This window comes from Marinobacter sp. C7, assembly GCF_022343555.1.
GTDB lineage: Bacteria > Pseudomonadota > Gammaproteobacteria > Pseudomonadales > Oleiphilaceae > Marinobacter.
The window spans coordinates 738,066-762,366 of sequence record NZ_JAKQZH010000001.1; the positions used below are offsets into that span (position 1 = coordinate 738,066).

Genomic DNA, 24,301 nt, shown 5'->3' on the forward strand with positions numbered 1-24,301 from the left:
TCCCCTGATTCAAGGAGTGAGTCATGATCAGCAGCACACAACGTTTCCTTCTCTCTTCCGTTCTTGCAGCCTCGTTGGTTGGCGGGGCTCATGCCGCGACGCCTGCGCCTGAAGGGGCGGCGGTGTACTTTCTGACGCCGACTGACGGACAGACCGTGAGTTCGCCGGTGACCGTGAGGTTCGGACTGGACGGCATGGGCGTGGCGCCTGCGGGGGTGGAACGTGAGGGCACCGGTCACCATCACCTGCTGGTGGATGTCGATGAGCTGCCGGCGATGGATCAGCCGGTGCCTTCAGATGAACACCATCGCCATTTTGGCGGCGGACAGACCCAGACCAGCCTGGAGTTGTCGCCGGGACAGCATACCCTGCAGTTACTGGTGGGCGACCACCAGCACGTACCCCACGAGCCGCCGGTTATGTCCGAGAAAATCACTATCACGGTGGAGTAATGGCAGCGCAGCAGCCAAAGGACCTTGTCGCCCGGTTCATTGCGGATATCCGTGCCCAGCGGTTGGATGAGGCGAAGGAGTTGCTGGCTGCCGAGGGGTTTGAATACGTGGGCCCGAACATGCGTTTCCTGAGTCGGGACGACATGCTGACCTACCAGTTTGGCATGTTTGCCATCCAGAAAGACCTGGTCCTGCGGCAGCTCAGTGCCGACGGGGAGCACGTGTTTGCGATCCTGGATTACCGTACTTACTTCGAGCCGATCGGGGATGTGCGCCTTGCCGTCTGGTTTCGTGTGCGGGGGGACAAAATCCAGTGTGTTGAAACCTTCTATAATGCTGCAGTCATTGAAAACATGCTGGGCGGGAGCCTGCCGTCAGCTGACTGAAAGCAGTTCCCGCCCCGCCTGGTGACTCGGGTTGGAGCCCGCGCCAAAAGGCCCCACGACATCGCGGCTGTGAGGTGACACGGGCTCTAATGCCGGCAATGTGCATCAATGGCCTTGATATGCCGGGCGTCAGTGCCGCAGCATCCACCCAGCAGCGTCAGATGCCCGAAGCGTTCCCGCAGGGCGGCGTAAAGCTCGCCCAGTTCAGCTGGATCACCGGCATCGAGTGTGGTGGATTCGTCCAGTTCCTGGTGGCTCCTTCGGCTGGCATTGGCACGTAAGCCGCGAATGCGGCGTGTCCAGTCTTCGCCAGGCTCCAGGACCTTGGTAAAGTGGTCAGGATGGGCGCAGTTGATCATGAAATAGGCCGGTGCTGAGCCGGTCTCGTCGTCCACGGTGCGGATAGCCTCGCCGAGACTGATCCCATTGGGCAGGCGACCATCGGTTTCTGTGGTGAAGGATATCACTGAGGGCATACCGGCGGCCTGTGCCGCCTGGACGATCCCGATGGCTTCCTCCACGGTGTTCAGGGTGAGGGCGGCCACCAGATCGGCCGCCGTGTCGCTGAAGGTATCAATCTGGGCCTGGTGGTAGGCCCGGGCCTCCTCGATTGAAGGTGCCTCAGAAGGGTTGTAGCCATCACCTTTCGGACCAATGCATCCGCTGATCACCATCGGGGTGTCCTCCGTCTCGTGGCGTTCACGGATACGCTCTGCCAGAGCGACGGCGCGACGATTGATCTCGGCCAGTTCCGACTCGCTGTAGCCAAGCTGTTCGCCCCAGGCCTTGCTCGCCCTCCAGGTCGCGGTTTCCAGGATCAGTCCTCGCCGGGATTTCCTTGCAATGTCGACATAGGGCTCGAAGTAATTCTCGAGCCGTTGTTCACCCTCCCGGGTCGATAGCAGATCAAAGGCTGCGAACAGGGGGAGTTCTACTCCTTCGTGAAACACCAGTGTGGTTTCGAGCCCGCCGTCCAGCAGGAAGATTCTGTCATCGAGTTGCGGCAGGTTGTTGCGGTATTTTGCAATCATGTCGGTTCACTCCTTGGCAGATTGCCATGGATTGGGTACTTCCCGGGGGTAACCGGTCTGGATACATTCCCCTTCTACCCCATAATTGATTAAAATTTGTACTGTGCTGTAGTGTGAAATATCCGGCCGGACAACAGACAGTCTAGGGCGGCTGGCGCCTGAAAGCAGTGGACCGGAGGTAAGGATTTCGAAACTATTTTTGCTCATTCAGATCAAAGTGTTAGGAGCAAATGTAGCGACAGGGTGAAGGTCGGCGTCAGAACCGGGTCTTTGACTAGACCGGAGGTACAGTTAAGGATGGCGACGCGTACTACAAGCAGCCGTGAACGGATTCTGGCCACCGCAGAATCGCTGATTCTCCAGAAGGGGTATGTCGGCACGTCCATCGAGGACATTCTCGATAAGGCCGCCATTACCAAGGGGGGATTCTTTTACCATTTCAATGGCAAGATCGCGCTGGCCCATGCCCTGGTGAACCGCTATCTGGAGCAGGATCAGCAGGTATTCGGTGAGCTGCTTGCGCGGGCCGACAGCCTGAGTGAGGACCCGCTGCAACGGGTGCTGATCTTCCTCAACCTGTTGAGCGAAATGGTCAGCGGCATGACAGCTACCCACCCGGGGTGCCTCGTTGCCGCCTTCACTTACGAAATGCAGCAGTTCGATGAGGAAACCCGGCAGCGAATGGCTGAGGGCGTGATGGAATGGCGGGCCCTGATGGCAGATCGACTTGCCATCGTGGCGGAACGATACCCGGCGAGGATACCGGTCAGCATAGAGTCACTCGCCGATATGTTCGCCTCCAGCGTGGAGGGCGGCATCGTGCTGGCCAGGGTTCTGGATGATAATCGGGCGTTGGTGGGGCAGGTGCAGGCCTACCGGAGCCACATACGCCTGATCTTTGATCCGTCCGTTGCACTTGGCGCTGAGGCTTCGGCTCCGGGCTAGAGCAACCCTGATCTGATCATGTCGAACGTATCCAGAACCCGCGCCACAAACTGGTCTTTCGGGCGAAAGCTGCTTTGAGTGCGGAGTGTCACATCCCTCTGCAGATGGTCCAGCAGCTTGCGCAGGCGCCGACGGTGCAAGCCGACCGCAGCCTGAATCGGGTCAAAAATCACACCGGACAAGGCTGCAAACGCCGACAAAGCGGCCAGAACAGCGACCATCACGCTGGCGGTCGTGGCCAGCGACGGCTCGGGTGGAAATACGCTGTAGTACCATCCGCCGATAGTCTCACCCAGGATGAAATCCCTGGCAGCCAGGGTCTTTGCCAGCATGGACGCGAGCACTACCGCGAGCCCGATGCCACCCGGGGTAAACTTCTGGAAGGCAAACGCGCCCAGCACCGTACAGGTGATGCTGTTGGTGATATCGGCAGACGCGGTCCGGGTTACCCGGTACTGGCTGAGCGCCTCATCGACCAGTGGCTCAATCCGTTCGGTAAACCGCTGGTGATCGACCGGCTCACCGGTATGGCGTTCATAGACGGCTTCCAGGGACTCAATCAGATAGCTCTCCAGAAGTGATTGCTCGTGACCATTATTCAACAGGTCCGCCAGAATCAGGTGTGAGATGTGCTGCTGTACCCGGGTGGTAAACCCGGCAGGCACACGATCTGCCAGGTTGTGCAGCCACCTCAGGCCAGTTCGTTTGCGAGTCAGAACTTTTACCAGGCTCGCCAGGGCGTAAACCGGTGCCCAAAGCAGGTTGAGCGGTGCGCGCAGCATGTCCCACCCCAGCGCCTTGCGGTTGGTGGCGATGGCCCCCGGGTAATGGAAATGGCGGTCAATGAACGCCGGTATCCGCGCCCGGCAGTCCTCGAAATAACGCTCTATGCCGGAGCGGATGGCCTGTCCGATCTCGATTTCGGAGACGATGTGTTCGGGTGATTGGGCGTTGGGCATGATGGCCGATGGTTCTGCAGGCAAGAGAGTGTCCAGGTATTAAAACGCAATTGGCAGCGTCGGGACAGAATAAGACATAACGGTAATCATTGTTAATTTCGATGCAGGTTACACTCGGGGCAGCACAGATCTGACATAAGGAACAGGTGCCGCTATGGGCAACGATGAGCACACCCCGGTCGCTGTGAAGGAGTCAGACGCTCGAGACCCTACCATGGCCCTGATCGAAACGATCAGCATCCGAAGCATGTCGTTGATCGTCCTGACCAGCATCGCGACCCTTTATTTTATCGATTGGGCCCAGCCGGTGCTGTTGCCTCTGGTCGTCGCTGTACTCATCAGCTATACGCTGGACCCCTTGGTGTCGACGCTCGAACGCATTCATATCCCTCGCCCCCTCGGGGCTGCCTTCACCCTGTTTGCGCTGATCGGTGTTCTCGCTGCCGCCAGTGTGCCCCTCAAACAGGAAGCGATGGTGATGCTGGACAAAATCCCCAAGGCGGTGAAAGAGTTTCAGCGCGAGGATGCATATTCGGCTGAAGATGAAGAAAGCATCATGGAAAAAGCCCAGATTGCCGCGAAGGAGATCGAGGAAACCGCCAAGAGAAGTGAGGAGGGGCAGGCGGCGGCCGAGGCTGGTGTTACGCCGGTTCGGGTCGTGGATCGGCCCATGGACATCCGTGAGTATGTGATCAGTAACTCGCCGGCAACACTGGTGCTTATCTCCCAGCTCTTTTCGGTCCTGTTGTTGGTCTACTTCCTTCTGGCAATCGGAAGGCTCTACCGGCGCAAGGTCGTGAAGATCTCGGGCCCTTCTTTTCAGCGTATGCGCAAGGCGGCCCGGATCATGAGCGATTTGCACTACCAGGTTCGCCGTTTCCTGTTCGTGATGGTTATCAGCGCGCTGTTCGTCGGCATCGTGACCTGGCTCGCTTTCCTTTTCCTTGGCATGGAGCAGGCAGCCCTGTGGGGGGCCGTGGCCGGGATCGCGAGCGCCGTCCCTTATCTCGGGCCGTTTCTTGTGTTCGTCGGTTCCGGGATTGCCGCGTTCATCCAGTTTGGCGAGCTTGATATGGCCATCATCGTGTCATGCAGCTCACTGATTATTACCAGCATCCAGGGAAACCTGTTGATGCCCTGGTTAACCAGCTATGTGTCGAGTCTCAATGCTGTTGTGATCTTTGTTGGTCTGCTGTTCTGGGGATGGCTCTGGGGACCTGTCGGGCTCATTGTTGCCACCCCGATTCTGATGATCACCAAGTCACTCTGTGATCATGTGGTTAACCTACGCCCGGTGGGGGAGTTGCTGGGTAAGTAGCACGGGGCTGCTCTGGCCCTTTTGTTGAGGGGCCCTATTGGCGGCAAGCTTCGCGGTCTTGAGATGGGGGAGGCACCTGTTCTTCGCTTTCTTGCTGGGCTGTCCGTTCCATAAGCTCCATGCCGCCCTGCATCAGAAGGGTTGTGAGCCGGAGATCCGATTCCTGAACGACCCCGACTGCAAATGCTGTCAGGGCCGATTCCAGCGGGTTTTTCCGAATGACCTCTCGCAGCTTATCGGTGCCATAGGTTCCTTTCGGGCTGGCACCCACGCCCTTCTTTGCCGTTGAGCTACGGGCGGCCATGCGCCAGAAAATGGCGACCAGAAGGAGTACGCAGACAAATCCAACCAACGCCATGGCACCAGCCTGACCCAGGTAAGGCGACAGCGACAGAATGGCGGCGTGGGTCAGGAGGTAGATCCCGATAAGCAGAAGGGCGGTAAGCAAAACCAGTGCGATGATGAAGCCAGTGACCGCAGCAATGGCTTTGCGAAACGCACCCTTCATTGGTTCTGAATCAGGCATGATCAGCGATCGAGTAACTTACCAACGAGCACGCCTGCCAGAAACATGATGACGATACTGAGAAACGGTCGTTCCTCGATCTTGTGCTCGACCTCATTGACAGCTTTTTCGCCAGTATCTTTCGCCCGGTTCATTGCGTCGTTACCAGTCTTCCTGACCTGATCAAACGCCTCGCGGCTTTCCCGGATAACTTCGTCTCGGAGGTTATCAATATTGCTTTTCTGGCTCTCGGTCACGGATCGTGTCAGGCTGGCGAGATCCTGCCGGAGCTGCTTCAGATCTTGCTGAATCTGCTTGTATTCGTCCTGGCTGGATTTAGCTTCCATTTTCCCTCTCCCGAACCAATGGATTTACCGACTGATCGGCGAAATGATGTTCATGGCATACGCTAGAGCTTTGGACCTTTGCCTCGCAGGGCGTTGATGACCAATGAGACAACCAGCAGCACCAGGAAGATGAAAAACAGTATCTTCGCAAAGCCGGCGGCTGTTCCTGCGATACCGCCAAAACCGAGAACACCGGCGATGATTGCAATGACCAGACATACGACAGCCCAATAGAGCATCTCCTATCCTCCCTTCAGGGGTTGTCTTTTAAACGTGGCAGGCGATTCCCGGGTGTGCAACTTTCGGGTGGGTATGTGGAAGGACGGTAACGGGGCGTCCATCCGGGAAACCGGATTCGGTTGCGGGGTTTTATCCCCCTGGCCGGCCAAAAAGGGCACGCAATTCATCCTTGGCGGCTTCAAGGCGCTCCTTTTGCTCCCTGGGGAGCTGTTTTCCCGCCCGATTGATGTAGAGCGTCAGCATGGACATGGCGGACCGATAAGGATCAGACTTGCGACGCTTGCTTTCCTCGGCCGACTTTTTCAGGGAGCGAGCGATTTCCTTCGGATCTTCAAGGGTGAATACACCGCGCTCGAGATCCAGGGCGTCGCTGGACTCTTTCACTTTCTGTGACCAGTGGTCTGACTTTCCCATGTCCAGCCTCCGTTAATATCGCCAGCATGTACCAGAAAACTCAGTGGCGCGGGTTACTTTTACCCGAGGCTGAGGGGTCATCCGACTCGTTCTTATCCGAAGTGAGGTAGTAATCCTTCTCCTCGAAGGTCTTCACGTCGGGGTCTTCAATGTTGTTCTTACGACGGCCTTGATAGAGCCAGAAGGCCACTACAGCGCCGATTACGATCACTACGATCCATTTCATTTCGCTTCCTCCGTTCTCATTCCTCAATCACTTCACGTTCAAACCGGCCGAGTACAACCACAATGATCAGCGCCAGGGCGGTCACCATACTTGCAAGCACCAGGGTGCCCAGACCGCAGGCAACGCCGATGGCTCCGGCGAGCCAGATCGAGGCACCTGTGGTAATGCCCTGAACATTGCCCCGGCTCTGGATGATGCAGCCAGCGCCGAGGAAACCGATACCGCCAATCACTCCCTCGACAATACGGGAAGGGTCGATCCGGGCAGAAGGGTCGCCCTCGGCGGTTGCCATCAGTATGTGCAGGCCCATTATGATGAAGGCGGAGGCGCCCACCGAAACCAGCATGTGCGAGCGCAGTCCCGCCGGTTTTCCCCGCAGTTCCCGTTCAAGTCCCAGTAGCAGCGCCAGTCCCGCGGCCATCAGCAGACGGACGCTCATGTCCATTAACGGGATTTCGCTCTCCAACATGCCTCACCTCCCGTGTGTTGTCTGTTCCATTGCCCAGGGCGCCGTGCAAGCAGAGTGACTGCCTGCTTTATGAATCAGAATAGCAGCTTGGTGGCCGGGGGCTGTAAATCGGTACGGTCAAATACTGAGCAGGTTCCTCCCTGAAATTTACAACCAACGGGCGCTTGACTAGGTTTGGGGAAGCGGCAGTGAAAAAAACGCAAGCGTGTTCAAAGCCCTGAATCGAGACTTTTCGCCATGCTCAGGTCCCTCCACCCCAGAAGTCTCTGTCCGGTAGTGGTCGCGGCTTTTCTTTTTATTTCCCTGGCTTGGAGCACCACCGTGGGTGCCCAGACTTCCCCTCTGTGGAAGGAAGTCGCGGGGTGGGATGTTCGTGTGGACGTGTCCTTAGCCGATAGTTGCTTCATTTTTCGTGTGTACGAGGGGATGACCATACTCCGTGTCGGCTTTAACAAACTTGCCGGGAATGGCTACCTCATGCTGGGTGACAGGGACTGGGCCTCCCTGGAAGAGGGCAAGAACTACGATCTCGTTTTCCAGTTTGATCAGGAGGAGCCCTGGGTTGGCGAGGCCACCGCCATCGCCTTTCACACCCTGGTGGGTCTCTGGATGAATATTGATAAGGCGGGGTTCTTGAGGGAAATGGCTGAACAGCAGGTTCTGGAAGTCCGGTATCGGGGAAAGCCCATTGCGCGCCTGAAGCTGGACGGGAGTTACGCAGCGCTTATGGAGATGGCGACCTGCCAGGAGCTTGCAGACGAGGCTCGTGGGGATTCCGATCCCTTCGATTCCGAGTCCGGCACCATCGAAGGCGATCCTTTTGCGCTGTGAGTGCCTCGGAATCGGTACCGATGTGCTCTCAGGAGGATCCCTGGCGCTTAAGATCCTTGATAATCTCGGGCACCTTGAGGGGCAGCAACTTCCTGACCGCGTGTAGAAGGTAAATCACCAGATTCATCCTCTTGTACCACAGCACGCGGCGAATTTTCTCCTTCATGGGGTGGTAGCCCTCCATGTAGAGCTCGTCCACACATTTGGCGTTGTTGGTCAGGCTGTAGCGACTCAAATCCAGTGGCACCACGATGTCTGCGTTTTTCAGCTGGTTGCGGGTATTGAAATCGATCCCGATGTTGATGGCGTTGGTGATCACATCAAAGGTGTCGTGCGGTTTCGGGTAGCGGCTGACATGACTCAGGTCGATGGCTACGGTAATACCGGCGCCCATGCCTGCCAGTGGCGAAATCGGGACATTTTCAACCAGCCCGCCGTCCACCAGGACCCGGCCATCCACCTCTACCGGCACAAACAGGCCGGGCACCGCCATGGATGCACAGACGGCGTCGGCCAGGTTCCCTTTCCGGAAGACCAGCTGTTCGCCGGTTTCGATGTCCGTTGCGCAGATGGCGAGGGGGATGTGGGCATCCTCGATCCGGCAATCCCCGAGGTCACGATGGATCATGGCCCGGACGTTATCGGTACTGAACAGGCCGCCGCGCTCGAAGGTGAAGTTGATGATCTTTGACAGGTTCAGGGTTGAACAGATCGACAGGATGGACTCCGCAGGGCGGCCGAAGGCGTAGTAACTCGCGATCAGCGCCCCGGCACTGGTGCCCGAGATGCAATGAATCGGGATCTGTTCTTCCTCGAACGCCTTCAGAACGCCAATGTGAGCAATGCCCTTGGCTGCACCACCCCCGAGAGCCAAACCAATACGAGTGTTAAAAGGGTTGAGTTTCATTCACCGGCGCTCAGGAAAATAAATCCGTTCTGGTTTTCTATTGCCCGGATTCTACCCTGTTATCGGGCGTAATTCTAAGAGCGGCAAGGATTTACCCCATCCGCCGATACTCGCCGTCGTCAGGCTTATCGTGAAGACCGGTACAGAGCTGGCTGTTTTCCTTCGGTACAGAGATCCGGAAAAATCAATCTGTCACGTCTCCTTTCCCTGAGTCTGTATCCATAGCTTTTGAAAAGGCTCTTTTATCCTGTTTGTGGTGGGATGGAGGTGAACAATGATTATTTTATTGGTGAATAGAGTTCGAATACTGTTCAGACGATTTGTATTCAGACGTTGGATCAAAAGAGAGCTGGAAATCAGAGGAGGAGAGGAATACCTCAAAGCATTAGAAAGGGATATCGGACTTGAGGAAGGTTTTTTCAGGGCGCAGTGTGTGAAATCGGTTTTCAGAGAGTAACTCGCAGGGAGTGTCACAAATCTGGCGGTCAATCCGTCATTGCTTGCACAACCCGATACCATCAGGAGCAAGCAGATGAAGCCACTTCCCCATGTGCTCATTCTCGGAGCCGGCTATGCCGGCCTTATGGCCGCCAGCCGGATTTTGCGAAGCAGGGAGGCAAACGTCACCGTTATCACGACCAGGTCAAGGTTTGAGCAACGGATCCGCCTGCATGAAGTATTGACAGGGCGACCTGTGCAAAGCCCGAGCATTCGGGACTGGCTCGGCCACAGGCACGCCCGCCTGGTGACGGACAGGGTGCTTGATATTGATGTGGTGGGAAAGTCCGTTACCACCAGAACGGCCCGGTATGCCTATGACTACCTGCTGTTTGCGCTGGGCAGTGAGGTAGACCGCAGCGCCGTTCCGGGGGCCGCGCAGCATGCGGTTTTCATCGATGGCCAGGCAGACACCAGTGCACTTTCCCGCCGGTTCCGATCTCTTCAGGACACGGGCGGTAACGTCGTGTTTGTCGGCGCGGGCCTGACGAATCTGGAGAGCGCATCGGAACTGGCAGAGCGCTTCCCGGCACTGAGAATTACCCTGGTATCACGAGGCCGTCTCTTCGATGACTTCAGTGACCAGGGGCAGCGTTACCTGCGCTTTGCGTGTCGGCGGCTCAACATCCGCCTGCTGGAGGGGCGCGAGGTACAGAGGGTCACGGAAACGGCCGTCATGCTGACGGACGGTTCTCGTCTGGAGGCCGATCTAACGGTGGTTGCTGCCGGATTCCGGGCATCCGGCCTGGGCCGGCAACTGACGCGGAGCGCGCCGGATATCACGCTGGATCCCCGGGGGCGCATCCCCTGCCAGCCGGATCTCAGCGTGGGCCCGGACAAGACCGTGTGGATTGCGGGGGATGCCTGCCACCTCGCTGCCGACAATCAACGGCCTTATCGTATGGGCTGCGTTCTGGCCTTGCCCATGGGAGCCCATGCCGGTGAGAACATCGTTCGTACGATACGGGGCCGGGAAACCCGCGATTTTCGCTTCGGGTTTATGTTCCGCTGTATTAGCCTTGGGCGCAGGGATGCCTTGATCCAGTGGACCGGGCGGGATGACACACCGCTGGCAAAGGTTACGACGGGACACAGGGCGGTGCGGATCAAGGAGTGGGTCTGCAGATTGACCTGTCTGGCACCGAAGTGGGAGTTGAAAACCGGACTGCGGCTCTATCGCTGGCCGCAACCACGCAACGCTGATGTGCACGCAGAAGGTGGGCAATATGACGCAGGTTGACGCCCGGGCAGGTGACAGTCTGGTGTTTGAGGCGGATCGCGAACGGCTGCTTGGTCTCGCTTACCGGATGGTCGGTTCGTTCAGCGAGGCAGAGGACATCGTCCAGGAAACCTATCTGCGATTTCATCAGCAACCCAGGCAATCGATACAGAACCCGTCCGCCTGGCTGACGACCGTGGCTACCCGCGCCTGCCTGGATCACCTCCGCCTTGCCTACAGGGCCCGCGAGCAATATTCAGGCGATTGGCTACCCGAGCCGGTCAGTCTGCATAACGAACCGGAGCAGGATCAGGCCCTGGCACAAAGCCTCTCGATGGCGTTCCTTCACCTGATGGAGCAACTCAATCCCCGTGAGCGGGCGGTGTTCATTCTGCGACAGGCCTTTGACTGGCCCTATCGGAGTATCGCCAATACGCTTGGGGTCAGCGAGCCCGCATGCAGGCAGCTCTTCCGCCGCGGTCAGGACAAACTGGGCGGTCGGGAGGTGGAGTGCCATCTTCCTTGCGCAGACATGAGCCTGCTCCGGGAGTTCATGGCCACCTGTACCTCAGGAGATTTCGCCGCTTTGACGAATAGGCTGGCGCGGGATGTAACGGTTTATTCCGACAGTAATGGCCGGGTTGGCGCCTTGCGGCACGCGATCACTGGCGTCGACCGGGTCGCCCACTTTCTGTTTCGCCTGGTTCGGCGTGGGCACGACGGGCAGCGCATTGAGCTCGCGACGCTCAATGGGGAGCCCGGATTGGTCGTGCACGAAAGAGGACACCCTGTGACCGCGCTGGTGTTCTCCTTCCGACAAGGGAAGTTGTGGCGCCTCTACAGCGTGCGAAATCCGGATAAGCTACGCGGGTTGAGCCGCTGATTTCGATTACCGTCACCAAATAATGAATCTGTCCGGGTTTTCGGGTTTCCCGGGTCCGTGAAGACCGTAAGTCAGGCTGGAAAGTTTAATATTTAGAGTTCAAAATATCTGCTCTGTCAACGCGAGGTACATTTTCCAACCAGCTGCCGACGTATGCAGCTAAAGGAGTCCTCACATTGAGTAGTGTTGTTGCAGATGATTACCAGACCGATTACGTGGCGGGACAGGACAACATCGCCAGGTTCGGTTTCGATATTCACAACATCGTTTTTCCCCTGACTGCCTTTCTGATTGTCGCGTTTGTGGTTGCGACGCTGATTTTCCCCTCCGGAGCGAAGGAACTGCTCGATAGCGCCAAGAATGGTGCCATTGACGTGTTTGACTGGGGCTTCCTGCTCAGTGCCAACCTGTTTGTTGTGCTCTGCCTGGCTCTGATTTTTATGCCGGTGGGCAAGATCCGGATTGGCGGTATTGATGCCAAACCCGAGTTTTCCCTGTTGTCCTGGTTCGCGATGCTGTTCGCCGCCGGCATGGGCACGGGACTCATGTTCTGGTCTGTCGCCGAGCCGGTGGCCTATTACACCGATTGGTACGGAACGCCTCTGGGTGTCGAGCCGAACACGGCAGAAGGTGCGCGCCTGGCGATGGGCGCCACCATGTATCACTGGGGTCTGCACCCCTGGGCAATCTACGCGATTGTTGGCCTGTCGTTGTCGTTCTTTGCGTTTAACAAGGGCCTTCCGCTGACCATTCGCTCGGCCTTCTTTCCTCTGCTTGGCGATAAAGTATGGGGCTGGCCCGGCAATGTCATCGATACTGTCTCCGTTCTGGCGACGATCTTCGGGCTTGCCACGTCACTTGGTTTTGGTGCCCAGCAGGCGGCCTCCGGGATTTCCTATCTGTTTGATATCGAGAGTGGTCTCAATGTCCAGATTGGCGTGATTGCCGGAGTCACGGCGGTCGCGACCCTGTCGGTAATCCGCGGGATTCACGGTGGCGTGAGGCTGCTGAGTAACGCCAATATGGTGATGGCGGGTCTGCTGCTGGTATTTGTGATTTTCGCAGGTCCCACCCTGACGATCTTTCAGTGGCTCTGGGACACCACCGCCTCTTACGCATCGAACATGTTTGCGCTGAGTAACCCCTTCGGCCGTGAGGAAGACACCACCTGGTTCCACGGCTGGACCGTGTTTTACTGGGCCTGGTGGATTTCCTGGTCACCGTTCGTGGGCATGTTCATAGCCCGGGTATCCAGGGGCCGCACGGTGCGCGAATTCGTGACGGCGGTATTGATCATTCCGACGATCATCACCGCGTTCTGGATGAGCGGCTTTGGCGGCACAGCGCTCGAGCAGGTCCAGAGTGACGTTGGCGTACTGGGGGCTGAAGGCCTGACGGAGGTATCTCTGGCCATGTTCCAGGCCCTGGAGAACATTCCATTTGCCGCAATCACATCGTTTATCGGCATTACGCTGGTGCTGACGTTCTTTGTGACTTCCTCCGATTCCGGCTCACTGGTGATCGATAGCATCACCTCAGGCGGCAAGACCGACGCGCCCAAGGCCCAGCGGATTTTCTGGGCTGTAACCGAGGGGAGTATCGCTGGTGTGCTGCTTTTCGTCGGAGGAGAACAGGCCTTGAATGCCCTGCAGGCGGGTGCCCTGAGTGTCGGTCTGCCCTTCACCCTGGTGCTTCTGGTGATGAGTTACAGCCTGTTCAAAGGCCTTCACCATGAGCGCCGGTTGCTGATTGCTGAGGGTAATGTGTGACAGGAGAGAGCCAGAAGGCTCGACTTAACAACATAAAGGGCAGCCTCCGGGCTGCCCCTTTTTATTGCTCGGGGTCTGTCATGATCTGACCTTGCGCCGGAAAGGTAGCTACCAGGGTTCCGAGAAAGGTCGGACGTCCTGTTCGAAGGTCCAGGCCGAGCGGGGTTGCCTGTGCAGCTGCCAGTAGATTTCCGCGAGGCCGTCGGGCTCGATAATGCCGTTTTCTCCTTTGCTGGCGTACAGATCCGGCAGGAACTCCGCGGTGACCTCGTTGCGTATGAGACCGTCAACAACGACATGGGCTACGTGAATGCCCTGAGGGCCCAGCTCCCGGGCCATGCTCTGCGCTAACGCTCGCAGGGCATGTTTGCCACCTGCAAACGCGGCAAAACCACGCCCGCCCCGCAGGCTGGCAGATGCGCCGGTGAACAGGATGGTTCCCTCGTTGCGGGGAAGCATCCTCTTTGCCACTTCACGCCCGACCAGAAAACCTGCCAGTGCACACATTTCCCAGACTTTTCGATAAACCCGGGTACTCGTCTCGCAGATGTCATACCGCACGTTCCCGCCCACATTGAAGACGGCGACCCGCACTGGGCCAAGCTCGGATTCCACGCGGTCAATCAGGTCGATTACCTGGGATTCGTCGCGAGCATCGGAATGAATTGCGGTTGCGCCCGATCCCAGTGCGCTGATTTCTGAACTGAGCGCATCCAGGTCGCCACGCCTGCGGGTGACCACGAGATGGAACCCCTCGCGCGCAAAGCGCCGGGCGATGGCCGAGCCGAGGTGGTCTCCTGCTCCGATTACTAAAGCGATTGGCTTGTCTGTGGAGGGCATTGCGTCTCCTTCGGCTGTTGTTGATAGGCTTTCATCGAGGCTCCGCCATTCAGGTAGCTACCATAAGAAGTTTAGACGCTCCTGCTACGACAGTGTCAGCGCGGTGGTTTCAGGAATATTGTAAAGATATATAGCTTTTTGATACCGATAGCTTTCTCCTGCACATCCATGCTGTAAAGTATCGGCCATGACAACATGTAAGGGATGACATCCGGTTCAGAGAGGAACCATCTTCCACGCCTTGGTGCACACTCCCTTCCCGCTGTCACATGACGGTTATCCGTTTTTCGAAACCACTGTTCCTGGCAGGTTAAGGAGCCCAATCAATGAAAAAAATCCTTCCCTGGCTGATGTTGGGGGTTCTTTCAGGCTGTGCGACCCAAACGCCTCAAATGGCAGAAGTTGAGCCTGCGGTATCGGCAGAGCAGCAGCGAGCTGCCCAGAAAGCTGCCCTGGAAGACAAACAGCCCCAGCGGCTGAGTCTGAAAAGAAAGATTGCCGTCGGTCGCATTTCCAACGAAACAAATTACGGCCGTAGCCTGCTGCGTTCCAATGCCGAAGACCAGCTGGGTTCCAAGGTAACCGACATGTTCCTGCAGGCTTTGGCCAACAGCGAAAGCTATCTGGTGTTTGAGCGCCCGGATATCGAGTTGTTGAGCAAGGAGGCGGAGCTGTCGGGTCAGGAGGTTTCGATCGTCGGCGTCGATACCCTGGTCATCGGTTCGCTGACCCAGTTTGGTCGGGCTACGACAGGAGAGCGAGGCTTCCTGTCCTCCTCCAAGAAGCAGGAAGCCACGGCGACCGTGGATCTGCGGTTGGTGGACGTGACGACCGGCAGGGTGTTCGCGTCCGTGACGGGATCGGGTTCCTCCTCGACCGAACAGGCTCGCACGATGGGGTTTGGCTCTGCGGCCGGATACGATGGCAGTTTGAATGATCAGGCTATTGCCGCGGCCGTGACAGCTGCGGTGGACAAGATGACAGGTCTGTTCCTTGAAAAGCCGTGGACAGCCGACGTGCTGGCCCAGGAAGGCGATCTTATTTATATCAGCGGTGGCCAGAGTCAGGGTGTCCGCAAGGGGATGGTTTTCGCTGTTGAGACACGCGGCAAGAAAGTGAAATCCCGGACGACCGGCACAATGATTTCCCTTCCCGGTAAGCAAATTGCCGAGCTGACTGTTGTCGGTCTGTTTGGCGATGATCCTTTGGAACAGGGGGCAGTCGGCGAGATCACCCAGGGCTCTCTTAACGGCTATGATCTGAGCGAACTGCGGGTCAAGGAGAAGAAGCAATGAGAATGCTGCTCGCGTTACTGATCAGTTTTACCCTGACGGCTTGTGTCCAGGCGCCCACCCGTAACACCCAGGTTGTGGATGACCGCCCGGGTATTGCGTTCGAACTCCCATCGGTAGCCTCGGAATACTATGAGCTCCGGATTGACGGGGTTTCCTACGGTTATGTCGGCGAGTACCAGGCCGGCGAAAACCTGCTCAAAATCATTGATGGCACCCACCAGGTGGAACTTCTGTCCGAGGGCGAGGTGGTTTATCAGCAGGAAATTTACCTCGGTGCAGGGGTGAACCGGATTATCAAGGTAGGGCCGCATGACTAAACGATTTTGTCTCCCGTTTTTGATGTTTGTGTTGCTGACGGGATGCGCCACCAATCAGGGGCTGTACGAATGGGGGCAGTACCAGGAGACGCTGTTTGTTGTCTACCAGGAGCCTGCGTTAAAGGAGGAAGCCCTGAAGAATTACATAGCCTTTGTCGAGACCGGAGGTACGCCTGAACATCCCATCGCCCCGGGACTGTTTGCCGAAGCGGGCACGTTCATGCTGGAACAGGGGGACGTGGATTCGGCACTCAAGTTTTACCGAATGGAGTACGAGGCATGGCCTGAAAGCCGCCCGATGCTTGGCATGCTGATAGAGAACCTGGAGGCCCGACAATGAGAGCGCTGAAGCTTTTCCTCGTGTTTGTCTTGGTCGCCCTGGCCACCGGTTGTGCCACAACGGGTAATCCAGACCGCCTCAATGCGTTTCACAGTGCGGCGCCCAAGTCGATTCTGGTGGTACCTCCGGTCAACATGTCGACGGATGTGCAGAGCACAACCTCACTGTTGGCAACGTTACCTTTCTATCTTGCGGAGCGAGGCTATTACGTTTTCCCCGTCAACACGGTGAAGACTTTGCTGGAATACGAGGGGTATTACGAACCCGCCGAAATTCATGCCGCACCGCCGGAACAGCTGGCCAATCTGTTCAAGGCAGATTCGATTCTGTATGTGACCATTCACGAGTGGACGTCAAAGTATATGTTGCTGACGACCACAACGGAGGTGGATTTCGAGTATCGGATAGTGAATGCTGATGGCGCAGAGCTCTGGACTGCCCGCCAGAGAATGACCTACACCCCGGATAGCAACAGCTCGGGCAATGCGCTGGTCGATCTTGTCGCCATGGCTGTTACGGCGGCAGCTGAAAGGGCGGCGCCGAACTATCTGCCACTGACGCGGCAGGCCAATGCGGCGGCTTTCTACGGCGTAAACGGGGTTCCGCCAGGGCCTTATAGCCCGACGTATGAGCAATACTATCAGAAGGTAAAAGGAGCACAGTGACCCTGTAATCCCGACACACAGGGAGACCGATAAAACAGCCCCGCATGGGGCTGTTTTTGTATGACCAGCCCGGTTAATGGCCAATCACGCCCAAGGCCAGCAACTCCTTCAACATGCTGTAACTCAGCCCCCAGATGCAGTAGCCCTGATATCGGCAACAGGGCATGTTCAGGGTTCCGAGGCGCGTGCGCCAGGGAAGACTGCCCTGGTTCTCCGGGGCTGCGAGGTAGTCGAGGGGAATCCAGACCACCCGCTCCACTTCATGGTTCAGCCATACGCCTTTTGGCCCTCGCCACTCGTAAACATAGGGGGTGACAACCATCGGTCGCCAGCGGCTGTGACGGCGGGTAATCAGGTCAGACAGCCGGGCCCGGAAGTGGCCATGATGCCTCAGGTCGATGCCGGTCTCTTCGAGGGTTTCCCGTTCGGCGGTTGCCCGGGGTGTGGCATCCTCGGGTTGCATGCGCCCGCCCGGAAAGGCCATGTCGCCGGACCAGGGATCGCCTTCCCGACGGGCCCGCTGGATAAACAGCAGCTCCACAACGCCATTCTCTGACCTTCGATAGATCAAGGCGACGGCAGCTCGGGCAAGGCGACGCCGGAAAGGAATCTTGTGGGGGCGCAGGTTGCTTGCCCAGCGGTTGTATGCCACGGAACGCTGTCCTTCGGTGTTCGCTGACTGTCTACTCAGGCAAAGTCGTATTCCCCGCCTTTTTCAAGAGCCTTCTGGTACGCAGGTCTGGCGTGTACGCGTTCCACCCAGGTAGTGATGTGAGGCCGGTTACTGCCGACGATACCCCGAGCCACGGAGGCTTCCAGTGGAAAGCTCATCTGGATGTCCGCCGCGCTGAGGTTGTCTCCGAGAAACCAGGTGTTTTTCGCCAGGTGGGATTCGACGAAATCCAGATGCGTCCTGATCATCGGACCAAGGAACATCTGATTGGTTTTGTCGGCAATGCCTTTGGCCACGGGTTTGACAAAGAACGGCATCGGGCTGGTCTTTACCTTTTCAAACACCAGGCGCATCACCAGCGGAGGCATCAGGGAGCCTTCGGCGTAATGCAGCCAGTAGGTGTAATCCAGCCATGCCTGGCCGCCGCCCTCCGGTAGCATGGTGTCTTTGCCATAGGTGTGGGCCAGGTATTCGATAATGGCACCGGACTCCGCCACCACCAGGTCGCCGTCGGTGATCACCGGTGATTTGCCCAGCGGGTGTACTTCTTTCAGGCTTTCAGGCGCCAGCATGGTTTCGGGGTCACGCTCGTAGCGCTGGATTTCGTAAGGCACTTCCAGCTCTTCCAGCATCCAGAGAACGCGTTGTGAGCGCGAATTGTTCAGGTGGTGAACCGTAATCATGCAGAAACTCCGTTCGCATCTAAAGAATTAGCAGGTTAACAGAGTAGGCTGCCGACGGCTTTTTGGTTCACCACCTTTGCGTCTTGAGTTGCATTTTTGCGAAGTCTGGACGGAATTACGCCTCCGATCTCTCATTCCTGCTCGAGCACCTCCGGCCAGTTCTCATCGGCCTTGCTAATGAATCCGTCCGGATCCTCCAGCCACGTGTCCTGCACGGATTGGCTGTAATTCAGGTAGAGCCGGCCGTCACGGATGGTCCAATACCTGGGGTCACCTTTGGCCAGATAGCCCTGGCTGACGGCCCAGGCGCAATAGCCACCGTAGGCCGGCGCGTAGCGCTCAGGATCGGTTTTGAAGCGGGCAAGGTTTTCGGCGCTCGCAAATCGCCAGGTGGCTCCCAGATACTCGGCGGTATAGTCGCCGGAGCCTTTGGTGGGTTCGCCTTTTTCGAAGTAACTGACGGTGTCGTAGCCGCCTGCGCCGGTATTGCTCAGGAGGCCTGTGTAGACCGGTGGTTCTGAAGCCATCGCGTTGGTTGCGAAGAGCAGGGCGATGGCGATCAACGGTAATAGCCTGTTCATGTCGTTTCCCCTTTTCTTGAAGGTGACAGTTATCGGGACACCGTTGACGGGGTTTTGTTACTGGCGAACAACCGCTCAGATTGGCCAGGTGGCAATGCTATCTCCGAATATCATCAGAATGAGAGGAATGGGGGAAATCGCAACCGCGACCACCAGGACATATCGGTGGATGGCGAACATCCGGCTCATGCCGGCCATCAACGCCAGCCCTCCTCCTCCGCCCAACACCATATTGCCCGGCAGGTTGATGGCCAGCATCAGGGTGAGGTAGCGGTGCCTCAATAGCCAAGGCACCCATCGCCGGGGCGATTTCTCCAGAAGGCGTGTGAGTCGCTGCCCGGAATCCAGCCCGTGGAAGCTTTCCAGGAAGGTGGCTGCCCGAACGAGATGCACTTCCCGCAAAAAGCGCGTGATGCTCTTTTCCGGTAACAACCGTCCGATGAGAAAGGCCAGGCACAGAGAAATCAGAGTACAGCCATACACCAGGGGTACGATCTTGGGCCCCAGGATCATCATCAGCGCCAGCCCGATCTCGACACCCGGCACGAAGGGAATCGCCATCAACAGGATATAGGCCGCCATCGAGGTCATGATGAGCTTGTGCAGCATGGGCTCGTTGGAGGGACGGATACCCATATCCAGGCCATCAATGATGCCCTGGGTCAGCAGGTTGCCCGCAACAATGAGGGTGATCAGAATTGCCAGTTTCAGTAGCCCGGCCATATGCCGCCTGACCGGCATGGCCGACCGGGTCATGGGTTGTCGGCCTCCACCAGCCGACCCTTGAACCAGAATTCTTTCTCGAAGGTCCAGTACCACCGCTTGTTTACCCAGGTGAACGAGCCTTCGATCTCGTTCCCCCGGACGGTGCCCCGCCAGTACATCACGGCCCCCGAATCGGTACACGGTACTTCGGCTCGCATTTGAACGCCGTTACCCTGTGCCCGCTCCCAGTATTCGACCTTTGCATAGCCGCAACGCCGCTCGCATTCTTCGGAGACGAACTGGCCGTCTTCGAACACCAGCAGGTCATCCACGTCAGCGGGCTGCCCCATCGGGCCAAGACTGGTCCTGAAGGATTTACCATCCAGGGCCATGTGCGGACGGGAAAGATCATCGGCGAGCAGGTGAGGGGACAATGCAGGGCCGAGCAGGAGCAGCAGCCAAAAAAACGCGTGACTCGAGTAGAGTGATGATGTGTTCTCAGGGAAGTATGTCGTTGAACCAGGGCAATGTTCCATGGCCGCATACTCCAGTCACCGGGGTGTTTAAAGTTTAGTCAATCTGCTGCCAAAAGAAAGCTGTCCCCTGCACCCGAATCCATTCGTGAGGTGCACCCCACTGGATTCTTCGGAGTCCGTCCCCATAAACCAGAGAATACCCAACAAAACAGGAGATCGACGATGGCAGAAGCATCACTCAAGGAGCAACTGAGCAACGCGGTGAAGGACGCGATGCGGAACAAGGACAAGATCCGGCTTACCACCCTGCGCATGGCTCAGTCTGCGGTCAAACAGATCGAGATTGATGAGCGCCGTGACCTGGGCGATGAGGACGTCCTCAAGGTGCTGGACAAGATGCTCAAACAGCGCCGCGATGCCGCCAGTCAATACGATGATGCCGGTCGCGGGGAGCTGGCAGACAAGGAACGGGCAGAAATGGTGATTCTTGAGGAATTCATGCCCGCCGCCCTTACCGAGGATGACCTGGATGGCCTGATCCGGATAGCCATCAGTGCGACCGATGCACAGGGCAAGCAGGACATGGGGCGCGTCATGAACCACCTGCGCCCGCAGGTGCTGGGGCGGGTCGACATGGGGCATCTGAGCAAGAAGGTGCGCGCAGCGCTGGCGGGCTGATCCGTCGGGCCTGTGAAATGCGCAGTCTTTGCCCTAAGCTTTTAGCTAGATGGCGGCCAGCCCGGGCGGTTTCGGAAACATATGTCTGACAAAGAGCTACGCACCAAATCCGACCAGCAGTCTATTGACCGGTTTATCAACGAAGTTCGCAACCTACCCAAGCGAGGTGGCGATCAGGGCCGTCTGATTTTCGCCCTTGATGCCACCGCAAGCCGGGAGGCGACCTGGGATCAGGCGTGCCATTTGCAAAGTGAGCTGTTCCTGGCGACCCGGGACCTGGGTGGGCTGGCTATCCAGCTTTGCTACTACCGTGGCTTCGGCGAATTCAAGGCCACCGGGTTTGTGACCGAAACCGGTCAGCTGCTGAACCTGATGAACGGTGTGTCCTGTCGGGGTGGGCGCACCCAGATCAGTCGGGTGCTGGCCCATGCTGTGAAGGAAACCCGTGCAAAGCCTGTCAGGGCCGTGGTGTTTATCGGGGATTGTTGCGAGGAGCCGGTAGACGAGCTCTGCCACACGGCCGGCGAGCTGGGCCTGTTGCGCACTCCGGTGTTCATGTTCCACGAGGGCGCGGATGCTCACGCCAGGGCGGTCTTCCAACAGGTGAGCAAGCTCTCCGGAGGCGCTTACGCACCGTTTGACCGCAACAGCCCACAGGTTCTCAAGGATCTTATGGCTGCGGTTGCGGTCTATGCTTCCGGAGGAGCCAAGGCCCTGCAGGACTTTTCCAGCCGCAGCTCCCCGGAGGTCAAGCGCCTGACGCGGCAGATCAGGTAGCGCTTGTCACAATCCATCGAAAGGGCCGGTGAGCCCCGGGGTGTCCGAGTGCCGCTTACGCTACTGGTTATCGTTCTATCGGTTGTCGCCTGGCTCTGGTTACGCAACCAGCCGGCCAGCCAACGCAAACCGGCCATTCTCAAGCTGGCGTTGATCGCCGCTATCGGCGTGGTGATTCTGTTGGCCGTAACCGGCCGCTTGCACATTCTCTTTGCCGCTTTGGCATTTCTTTACCCTTTACTGCGTCGGGTAATCCCCTCTCTGTTTACCGGGCAGCTGGCCGGTGCCGGTCGTGGCGGAGCAGAGGCGCAAACGGGGAACCAGTCCCGGGTAGCCGGCGATATCCTCGAGATGACTCTGGACCATGATTCCGGAACCATGAGCGGTAAGGTACTCAAAGGACCAATGGCAGGTCGCGCGCTGGCGGATCTGAGTGAAAGCGAATTTCTCGAGTTGTTGCAGTACTGTCGCCGGCACGACGAGGACTCCGCCCGGTTGCTCGAAACCTACCTTGATCGCCGGTTCGGTGACTCCTGGCGTGCGGACGACGAGGGAGGCAATGGAGGCGGGGAGCCCGGTGGGAATGGTCATTCCGGATCTTCCGGCGGCCCTCTGACCGAGAGCGAGGCCCTGGATATCCTCGGACTGGAGCCCGGGGCCAGTCGGGAAGAGATCATCAGGGCTCACCGCCGGATGATGCAGAAAGTGCATCCGGACCATGGTGGAAGTAACTATCTGGCAGCCCGTATCAACGAAGCCAAGGAACGTCTGCTGAGCTGACTCCGTCTATTTCAGTCCATAACGAAAAACAGGTCGCCCATGTTTCCAGCTTGCAAGGTTGTTTTCGCTCCGGTGCTAGTCACTGCCTTGGCCATTGCGGGGTGTGGTAGCGGTCCCGGTTCGTCAGGCAGCAATAGTGCCGGGCATAGCGCCCCTTCGGCCAGTACCGGAAAGATCAACAAAGAGATACTGGCGCTGCGGCCTTTCGGTAATCGGGATGATTTCGAGAATGCCCGACGGGGGCTGATTGCCCAGGAACCGGAGTTGGTGATCGATCATCGTGACGGCGGTGAGGTCTGGAACATGACGGACTATGCCTTCGTTGATCCTGACCGTGAACAGGCACCGGACTCCGTAAACCCCAGCCTCTGGCGCCAGGCCGCCCTGAACAACGTTCATGGGTTGTTCGAGGTTACAGAGGGGCTTTACCAGGTGCGTGGCTATGATCTGGCCAATATGTCGATTATCGAAAGTGACACCGGCTGGATCCTGGTTGATCCCCTGACCGCCCGGGAAACGGCCAGCAAGGCCTTCCTGTTTGCCCGGGAGCACCTGGGTGAGAAGCCGGTTCGCGCGATCCTCTTTACCCACAGCCACATTGACCACTTTGGTGGCGTACAAGGTGTGGTTCAGCACCTCTCTGAGGAAGAGAGGGCCAATCTGCGTATTATTGCGCCCGTCGGCTTCGAGGAAGAGGCCACCAGCGAAAACATCATTGCGGGTCCGGCAATGACCCGGCGGGCCATGTTCATGTATGGCAAACGACTTGACCGTGATGAGCGTGGCCATGTCGGCACCGGCCTTGGCAAAGCGCCGGCCTTCGGGACCTTTGGTTTTGCCGAGCCAACGGACCTCGTCAGTGAGACGGGCACCGAACTGGTGGTGGACGGAGTGCCGATGGTTTTCCAGATGGTCTCCGGATCAGAGGCGCCCGCCGAGTTCACGTTCTACCTGCCGGAAAAGAAGGCCTTCGGCGGCGCGGAACTGGTCAGCCGCAACCTGCACAACCTGTATACCCTCCGTGGCGCAAAGGTTCGCGATGCCCGAGTCTGGAGCGCTTACATCGATGAGGCAAGAACACGATTTGCGGAGGCGGAGGTGTACTTTGGCAGCCACCACTGGCCGCTGTGGGGAAAGGAGAGTATTCAGGATTTCCTGATCAAACAGCGCGACACCTACAAGTTCATCCACGACCAGACCGTGCGCATGATGAACCAGGGGGCCACACCGAGAGAGATCGCGGAAAACCTCCAGTTGCCGCCGGCCCTGAGGGAGGGCTTTCACAACCAGGGCTATTACGGCACGGTCTCTCACAATGCCAAGGCGGTCTACCAATACTACATGGGCTGGTTCAACGCTAACCCGGCTCAGCTTAACCCGTTGCCTGAGGTCGAGTCGGCGAAACGGTATGTCGAGATGATGGGCGGCGCTGAAAAAGTGCTTGATAAAACCCGGCAGGATTTCGAGTCGGCGGCTGAGATGGACGCCCAGGAGGGGCGGACGACTTACCGGTGGCTGGCAGAGTTACTGAACCAGGTGGTTTTCGCCGAGCCTGAGAATGATGATGCGAAACAACTCCTGGCGAACGTTTACGATCAGCTGGGATACCAGTCGGAATCGGCCCCGTGGCGGGACTTCTATCTGACAGGCGCCTATGAGCTGCGGCATGGGGCTCCGGAGGAGGGCCTCAAGCCGGCCATGATGCGTGAGGTATTGCTCAATACCCCGGTATCGCGCTTCTTCGATAGTATGGCGGTGCGACTGAATGCGGAGGATGCCGAGGGCAAGAGCCTGAGGATCAAGATCATCTTCCCGGATCTCGGTGAAGCCTATCTGCTAACCCTTGAAAACTCGGTGTTGCACAACCGTCTGACCGATCGGGACAGCCAGGCCGATGCCACGCTGACTCTGACGCGACCGATGTTTGTGGACCTTCTGGTTGGCAATGCCGGTTTAAAAGAGCTGCTGTTCAGCGACGACATCAGCTTCGAGGGAAGCCGGCTGGACCTTGTCAGCTTTTTTGGCATGCTCGATAAACCCGAGGGCCGGTTCGACATAGTGATCCCCTGATTGCCAACAGCCCGGAAAAGCG

General features: G+C 57.9%; 31 protein-coding genes. 16 read left to right on the top strand and 15 right to left on the bottom strand.

Annotation, left to right across the window (positions count from 1 at the left end; translation table 11 throughout):
* Positions 1-23: 23 nt before the first annotated feature.
* Both MD273_RS03395 and MD273_RS03400 read left to right on the top strand, forming a co-directional pair.
* The gene (locus MD273_RS03395) at positions 24-452 is read left to right on the top strand and encodes a DUF4399 domain-containing protein (protein ID WP_239036361.1); all 429 of its coding nucleotides are present in this window, start codon (positions 24-26) and stop codon (positions 450-452) included.
* Positions 452-838 carry a nuclear transport factor 2 family protein gene (locus MD273_RS03400; protein ID WP_239036362.1) on the top strand — a complete coding sequence of 129 codons (387 nt, stop codon included), beginning with the start codon at positions 452-454 and terminating at the stop codon, positions 836-838. Before MD273_RS03395 ends, MD273_RS03400 begins: the two co-directional genes overlap by 1 nt.
* 86 nt (positions 839-924) lie before the next feature.
* Here MD273_RS03400 and MD273_RS03405 read toward each other — a convergent pair whose 3' ends face one another.
* Positions 925-1,869 carry a homocysteine S-methyltransferase family protein gene (locus MD273_RS03405; RefSeq protein WP_239036363.1) on the bottom strand — a complete coding sequence of 315 codons (945 nt, stop codon included), beginning with the start codon at positions 1,867-1,869 and terminating at the stop codon, positions 925-927.
* Between the two features lie 297 nt (positions 1,870-2,166).
* On the opposite strand from MD273_RS03405, the gene MD273_RS03410 reads away from it, so the two are divergent.
* A complete protein-coding gene (locus MD273_RS03410; protein ID WP_239036364.1) occupies positions 2,167-2,814 on the top strand; it encodes a TetR/AcrR family transcriptional regulator in 648 nt (215 codons plus the stop codon).
* On the opposite strand, the gene MD273_RS03415 is transcribed toward MD273_RS03410, so the two are convergent.
* Positions 2,811-3,797 (bottom strand): DUF6635 family protein, encoded by a 987-nt coding sequence (locus MD273_RS03415; protein WP_239036365.1) that lies wholly within the window; start codon positions 3,795-3,797, stop codon positions 2,811-2,813. The genes MD273_RS03410 and MD273_RS03415 overlap by 4 nt on opposite strands.
* Before the next feature lie 130 nt (positions 3,798-3,927).
* Between MD273_RS03415 and MD273_RS03420 the strand changes: the two genes are divergently transcribed.
* A complete protein-coding gene (locus tag MD273_RS03420) occupies positions 3,928-5,091 on the top strand; it encodes an AI-2E family transporter (protein WP_239036366.1) in 1,164 nt (387 codons plus the stop codon).
* A gap of 34 nt (positions 5,092-5,125) precedes the next feature.
* On the opposite strand, the gene MD273_RS03425 is transcribed toward MD273_RS03420, so the two are convergent.
* From MD273_RS03425 to MD273_RS03450, 6 genes are all read right to left on the bottom strand, one after another.
* On the bottom strand, positions 5,126-5,617 hold the full coding sequence (locus MD273_RS03425) for a hypothetical protein (protein ID WP_239036367.1): 492 nt from the start codon (positions 5,615-5,617) through the stop codon (positions 5,126-5,128).
* A 2-nt stretch (positions 5,618-5,619) separates the two neighbouring features.
* A complete protein-coding gene (locus MD273_RS03430) occupies positions 5,620-5,943 on the bottom strand; it encodes an ElaB/YgaM/YqjD family protein (RefSeq protein WP_239036368.1) in 324 nt (107 codons plus the stop codon).
* 62 nt (positions 5,944-6,005) lie between these two features.
* Positions 6,006-6,182, bottom strand: coding sequence for a DUF1328 domain-containing protein (locus MD273_RS03435; RefSeq protein WP_239036369.1), 177 nt, complete (start codon positions 6,180-6,182; stop codon positions 6,006-6,008).
* Between the two features lie 130 nt (positions 6,183-6,312).
* Positions 6,313-6,597, bottom strand: coding sequence for a DUF3175 domain-containing protein (locus MD273_RS03440; protein WP_239036370.1), 285 nt, complete (start codon positions 6,595-6,597; stop codon positions 6,313-6,315).
* Between the two features lie 40 nt (positions 6,598-6,637).
* Positions 6,638-6,823 carry a hypothetical protein gene (locus tag MD273_RS03445; protein ID WP_239036371.1) on the bottom strand — a complete coding sequence of 62 codons (186 nt, stop codon included), beginning with the start codon at positions 6,821-6,823 and terminating at the stop codon, positions 6,638-6,640.
* Between the two features lie 16 nt (positions 6,824-6,839).
* Complete coding sequence (locus MD273_RS03450) at positions 6,840-7,292, bottom strand: MgtC/SapB family protein (protein ID WP_239036372.1); 453 nt, start codon at positions 7,290-7,292, stop codon at positions 6,840-6,842.
* A 426-nt stretch (positions 7,293-7,718) separates the two neighbouring features.
* Here MD273_RS03450 and MD273_RS03455 point away from each other — a divergent pair, with 426 nt between their 5' ends.
* Positions 7,719-8,123, top strand: a complete 405-nt coding sequence (locus MD273_RS03455; protein WP_239036373.1) for a hypothetical protein — start codon at positions 7,719-7,721, stop codon at positions 8,121-8,123.
* Positions 8,124-8,151: 28 nt separating this feature from the next.
* On the opposite strand, the gene MD273_RS03460 is transcribed toward MD273_RS03455, so the two are convergent.
* Positions 8,152-9,030, bottom strand: coding sequence for a patatin-like phospholipase family protein (locus MD273_RS03460; RefSeq protein WP_285229112.1), 879 nt, complete (start codon positions 9,028-9,030; stop codon positions 8,152-8,154).
* Between the two features lie 532 nt (positions 9,031-9,562).
* Between MD273_RS03460 and MD273_RS03465 the strand changes: the two genes are divergently transcribed.
* The 3 genes from MD273_RS03465 to MD273_RS03475 all read left to right on the top strand — a co-directional run bounded on the left by MD273_RS03465 (position 9,563) and on the right by MD273_RS03475 (position 13,399).
* Positions 9,563-10,768, top strand: a complete 1,206-nt coding sequence (locus MD273_RS03465; RefSeq protein ID WP_239036374.1) for an NAD(P)/FAD-dependent oxidoreductase — start codon at positions 9,563-9,565, stop codon at positions 10,766-10,768.
* Positions 10,755-11,630, top strand: a complete 876-nt coding sequence (gene sigJ / locus MD273_RS03470; RefSeq protein ID WP_239036375.1) for an RNA polymerase sigma factor SigJ — start codon at positions 10,755-10,757, stop codon at positions 11,628-11,630. Before MD273_RS03465 ends, sigJ begins: the two co-directional genes overlap by 14 nt.
* A gap of 176 nt (positions 11,631-11,806) precedes the next feature.
* Positions 11,807-13,399: a BCCT family transporter gene (locus tag MD273_RS03475; protein ID WP_239036376.1), complete on the top strand. Its 1,593-nt coding sequence runs from the start codon at positions 11,807-11,809 to the stop codon at positions 13,397-13,399.
* Positions 13,400-13,507: 108 nt separating this feature from the next.
* On the opposite strand, the gene MD273_RS03480 is transcribed toward MD273_RS03475, so the two are convergent.
* Positions 13,508-14,239, bottom strand: a complete 732-nt coding sequence (locus MD273_RS03480; protein ID WP_239036377.1) for an SDR family oxidoreductase — start codon at positions 14,237-14,239, stop codon at positions 13,508-13,510.
* A 326-nt stretch (positions 14,240-14,565) separates the two neighbouring features.
* Here MD273_RS03480 and MD273_RS03485 point away from each other — a divergent pair, with 326 nt between their 5' ends.
* Genes MD273_RS03485 through MD273_RS03500 form a run of 4 tightly spaced genes read left to right on the top strand, consistent with a single transcriptional unit; the run spans position 14,566 to position 16,856 of the window.
* Positions 14,566-15,534, top strand: a complete 969-nt coding sequence (locus MD273_RS03485) for a CsgG/HfaB family protein (protein WP_239036378.1) — start codon at positions 14,566-14,568, stop codon at positions 15,532-15,534.
* Positions 15,531-15,851 carry a hypothetical protein gene (locus tag MD273_RS03490; RefSeq protein WP_239036379.1) on the top strand — a complete coding sequence of 107 codons (321 nt, stop codon included), beginning with the start codon at positions 15,531-15,533 and terminating at the stop codon, positions 15,849-15,851. The genes MD273_RS03485 and MD273_RS03490 overlap by 4 nt, the downstream gene beginning before the upstream one ends.
* Positions 15,844-16,191: a DUF4810 domain-containing protein gene (locus MD273_RS03495; RefSeq protein ID WP_239036380.1), complete on the top strand. Its 348-nt coding sequence runs from the start codon at positions 15,844-15,846 to the stop codon at positions 16,189-16,191. The genes MD273_RS03490 and MD273_RS03495 overlap by 8 nt, the downstream gene beginning before the upstream one ends.
* On the top strand, positions 16,188-16,856 hold the full coding sequence (locus tag MD273_RS03500) for a DUF799 domain-containing protein (RefSeq protein WP_239036381.1): 669 nt from the start codon (positions 16,188-16,190) through the stop codon (positions 16,854-16,856). Before MD273_RS03495 ends, MD273_RS03500 begins: the two co-directional genes overlap by 4 nt.
* 73 nt (positions 16,857-16,929) lie before the next feature.
* Here the strand turns inward: MD273_RS03500 and MD273_RS03505 are convergent, their stop codons facing one another.
* The 5 genes from MD273_RS03505 to MD273_RS03525 all read right to left on the bottom strand — a co-directional run bounded on the left by MD273_RS03505 (position 16,930) and on the right by MD273_RS03525 (position 19,932).
* Positions 16,930-17,508 (bottom strand): NUDIX hydrolase, encoded by a 579-nt coding sequence (locus tag MD273_RS03505; protein WP_239036382.1) that lies wholly within the window; start codon positions 17,506-17,508, stop codon positions 16,930-16,932.
* Positions 17,509-17,543: 35 nt separating this feature from the next.
* Positions 17,544-18,212, bottom strand: coding sequence for a glutathione S-transferase (locus MD273_RS03510; RefSeq protein WP_239036383.1), 669 nt, complete (start codon positions 18,210-18,212; stop codon positions 17,544-17,546).
* A gap of 131 nt (positions 18,213-18,343) precedes the next feature.
* On the bottom strand, positions 18,344-18,793 hold the full coding sequence (locus tag MD273_RS03515) for a YHS domain-containing (seleno)protein (protein WP_239036384.1): 450 nt from the start codon (positions 18,791-18,793) through the stop codon (positions 18,344-18,346).
* A gap of 75 nt (positions 18,794-18,868) precedes the next feature.
* Positions 18,869-19,549: a hypothetical protein gene (locus MD273_RS03520; RefSeq protein WP_239036385.1), complete on the bottom strand. Its 681-nt coding sequence runs from the start codon at positions 19,547-19,549 to the stop codon at positions 18,869-18,871.
* Positions 19,546-19,932 carry a hypothetical protein gene (locus MD273_RS03525; RefSeq protein ID WP_239036386.1) on the bottom strand — a complete coding sequence of 129 codons (387 nt, stop codon included), beginning with the start codon at positions 19,930-19,932 and terminating at the stop codon, positions 19,546-19,548. Before MD273_RS03525 ends, MD273_RS03520 begins: the two co-directional genes overlap by 4 nt.
* 264 nt (positions 19,933-20,196) lie before the next feature.
* On the opposite strand from MD273_RS03525, the gene MD273_RS03530 reads away from it, so the two are divergent.
* The 4 genes from MD273_RS03530 to MD273_RS03545 all read left to right on the top strand — a co-directional run bounded on the left by MD273_RS03530 (position 20,197) and on the right by MD273_RS03545 (position 24,279).
* A complete protein-coding gene (locus MD273_RS03530; protein ID WP_239036387.1) occupies positions 20,197-20,652 on the top strand; it encodes a GatB/YqeY domain-containing protein in 456 nt (151 codons plus the stop codon).
* 81 nt (positions 20,653-20,733) lie between these two features.
* On the top strand, positions 20,734-21,429 hold the full coding sequence (locus MD273_RS03535; RefSeq protein ID WP_239036388.1) for a VWA domain-containing protein: 696 nt from the start codon (positions 20,734-20,736) through the stop codon (positions 21,427-21,429).
* A gap of 48 nt (positions 21,430-21,477) precedes the next feature.
* Positions 21,478-22,209, top strand: coding sequence for a J domain-containing protein (locus tag MD273_RS03540; RefSeq protein ID WP_239036389.1), 732 nt, complete (start codon positions 21,478-21,480; stop codon positions 22,207-22,209).
* A gap of 72 nt (positions 22,210-22,281) precedes the next feature.
* A complete protein-coding gene (locus tag MD273_RS03545; RefSeq protein WP_239036390.1) occupies positions 22,282-24,279 on the top strand; it encodes an alkyl/aryl-sulfatase in 1,998 nt (665 codons plus the stop codon).
* Positions 24,280-24,301: the final 22 nt, after the last annotated feature.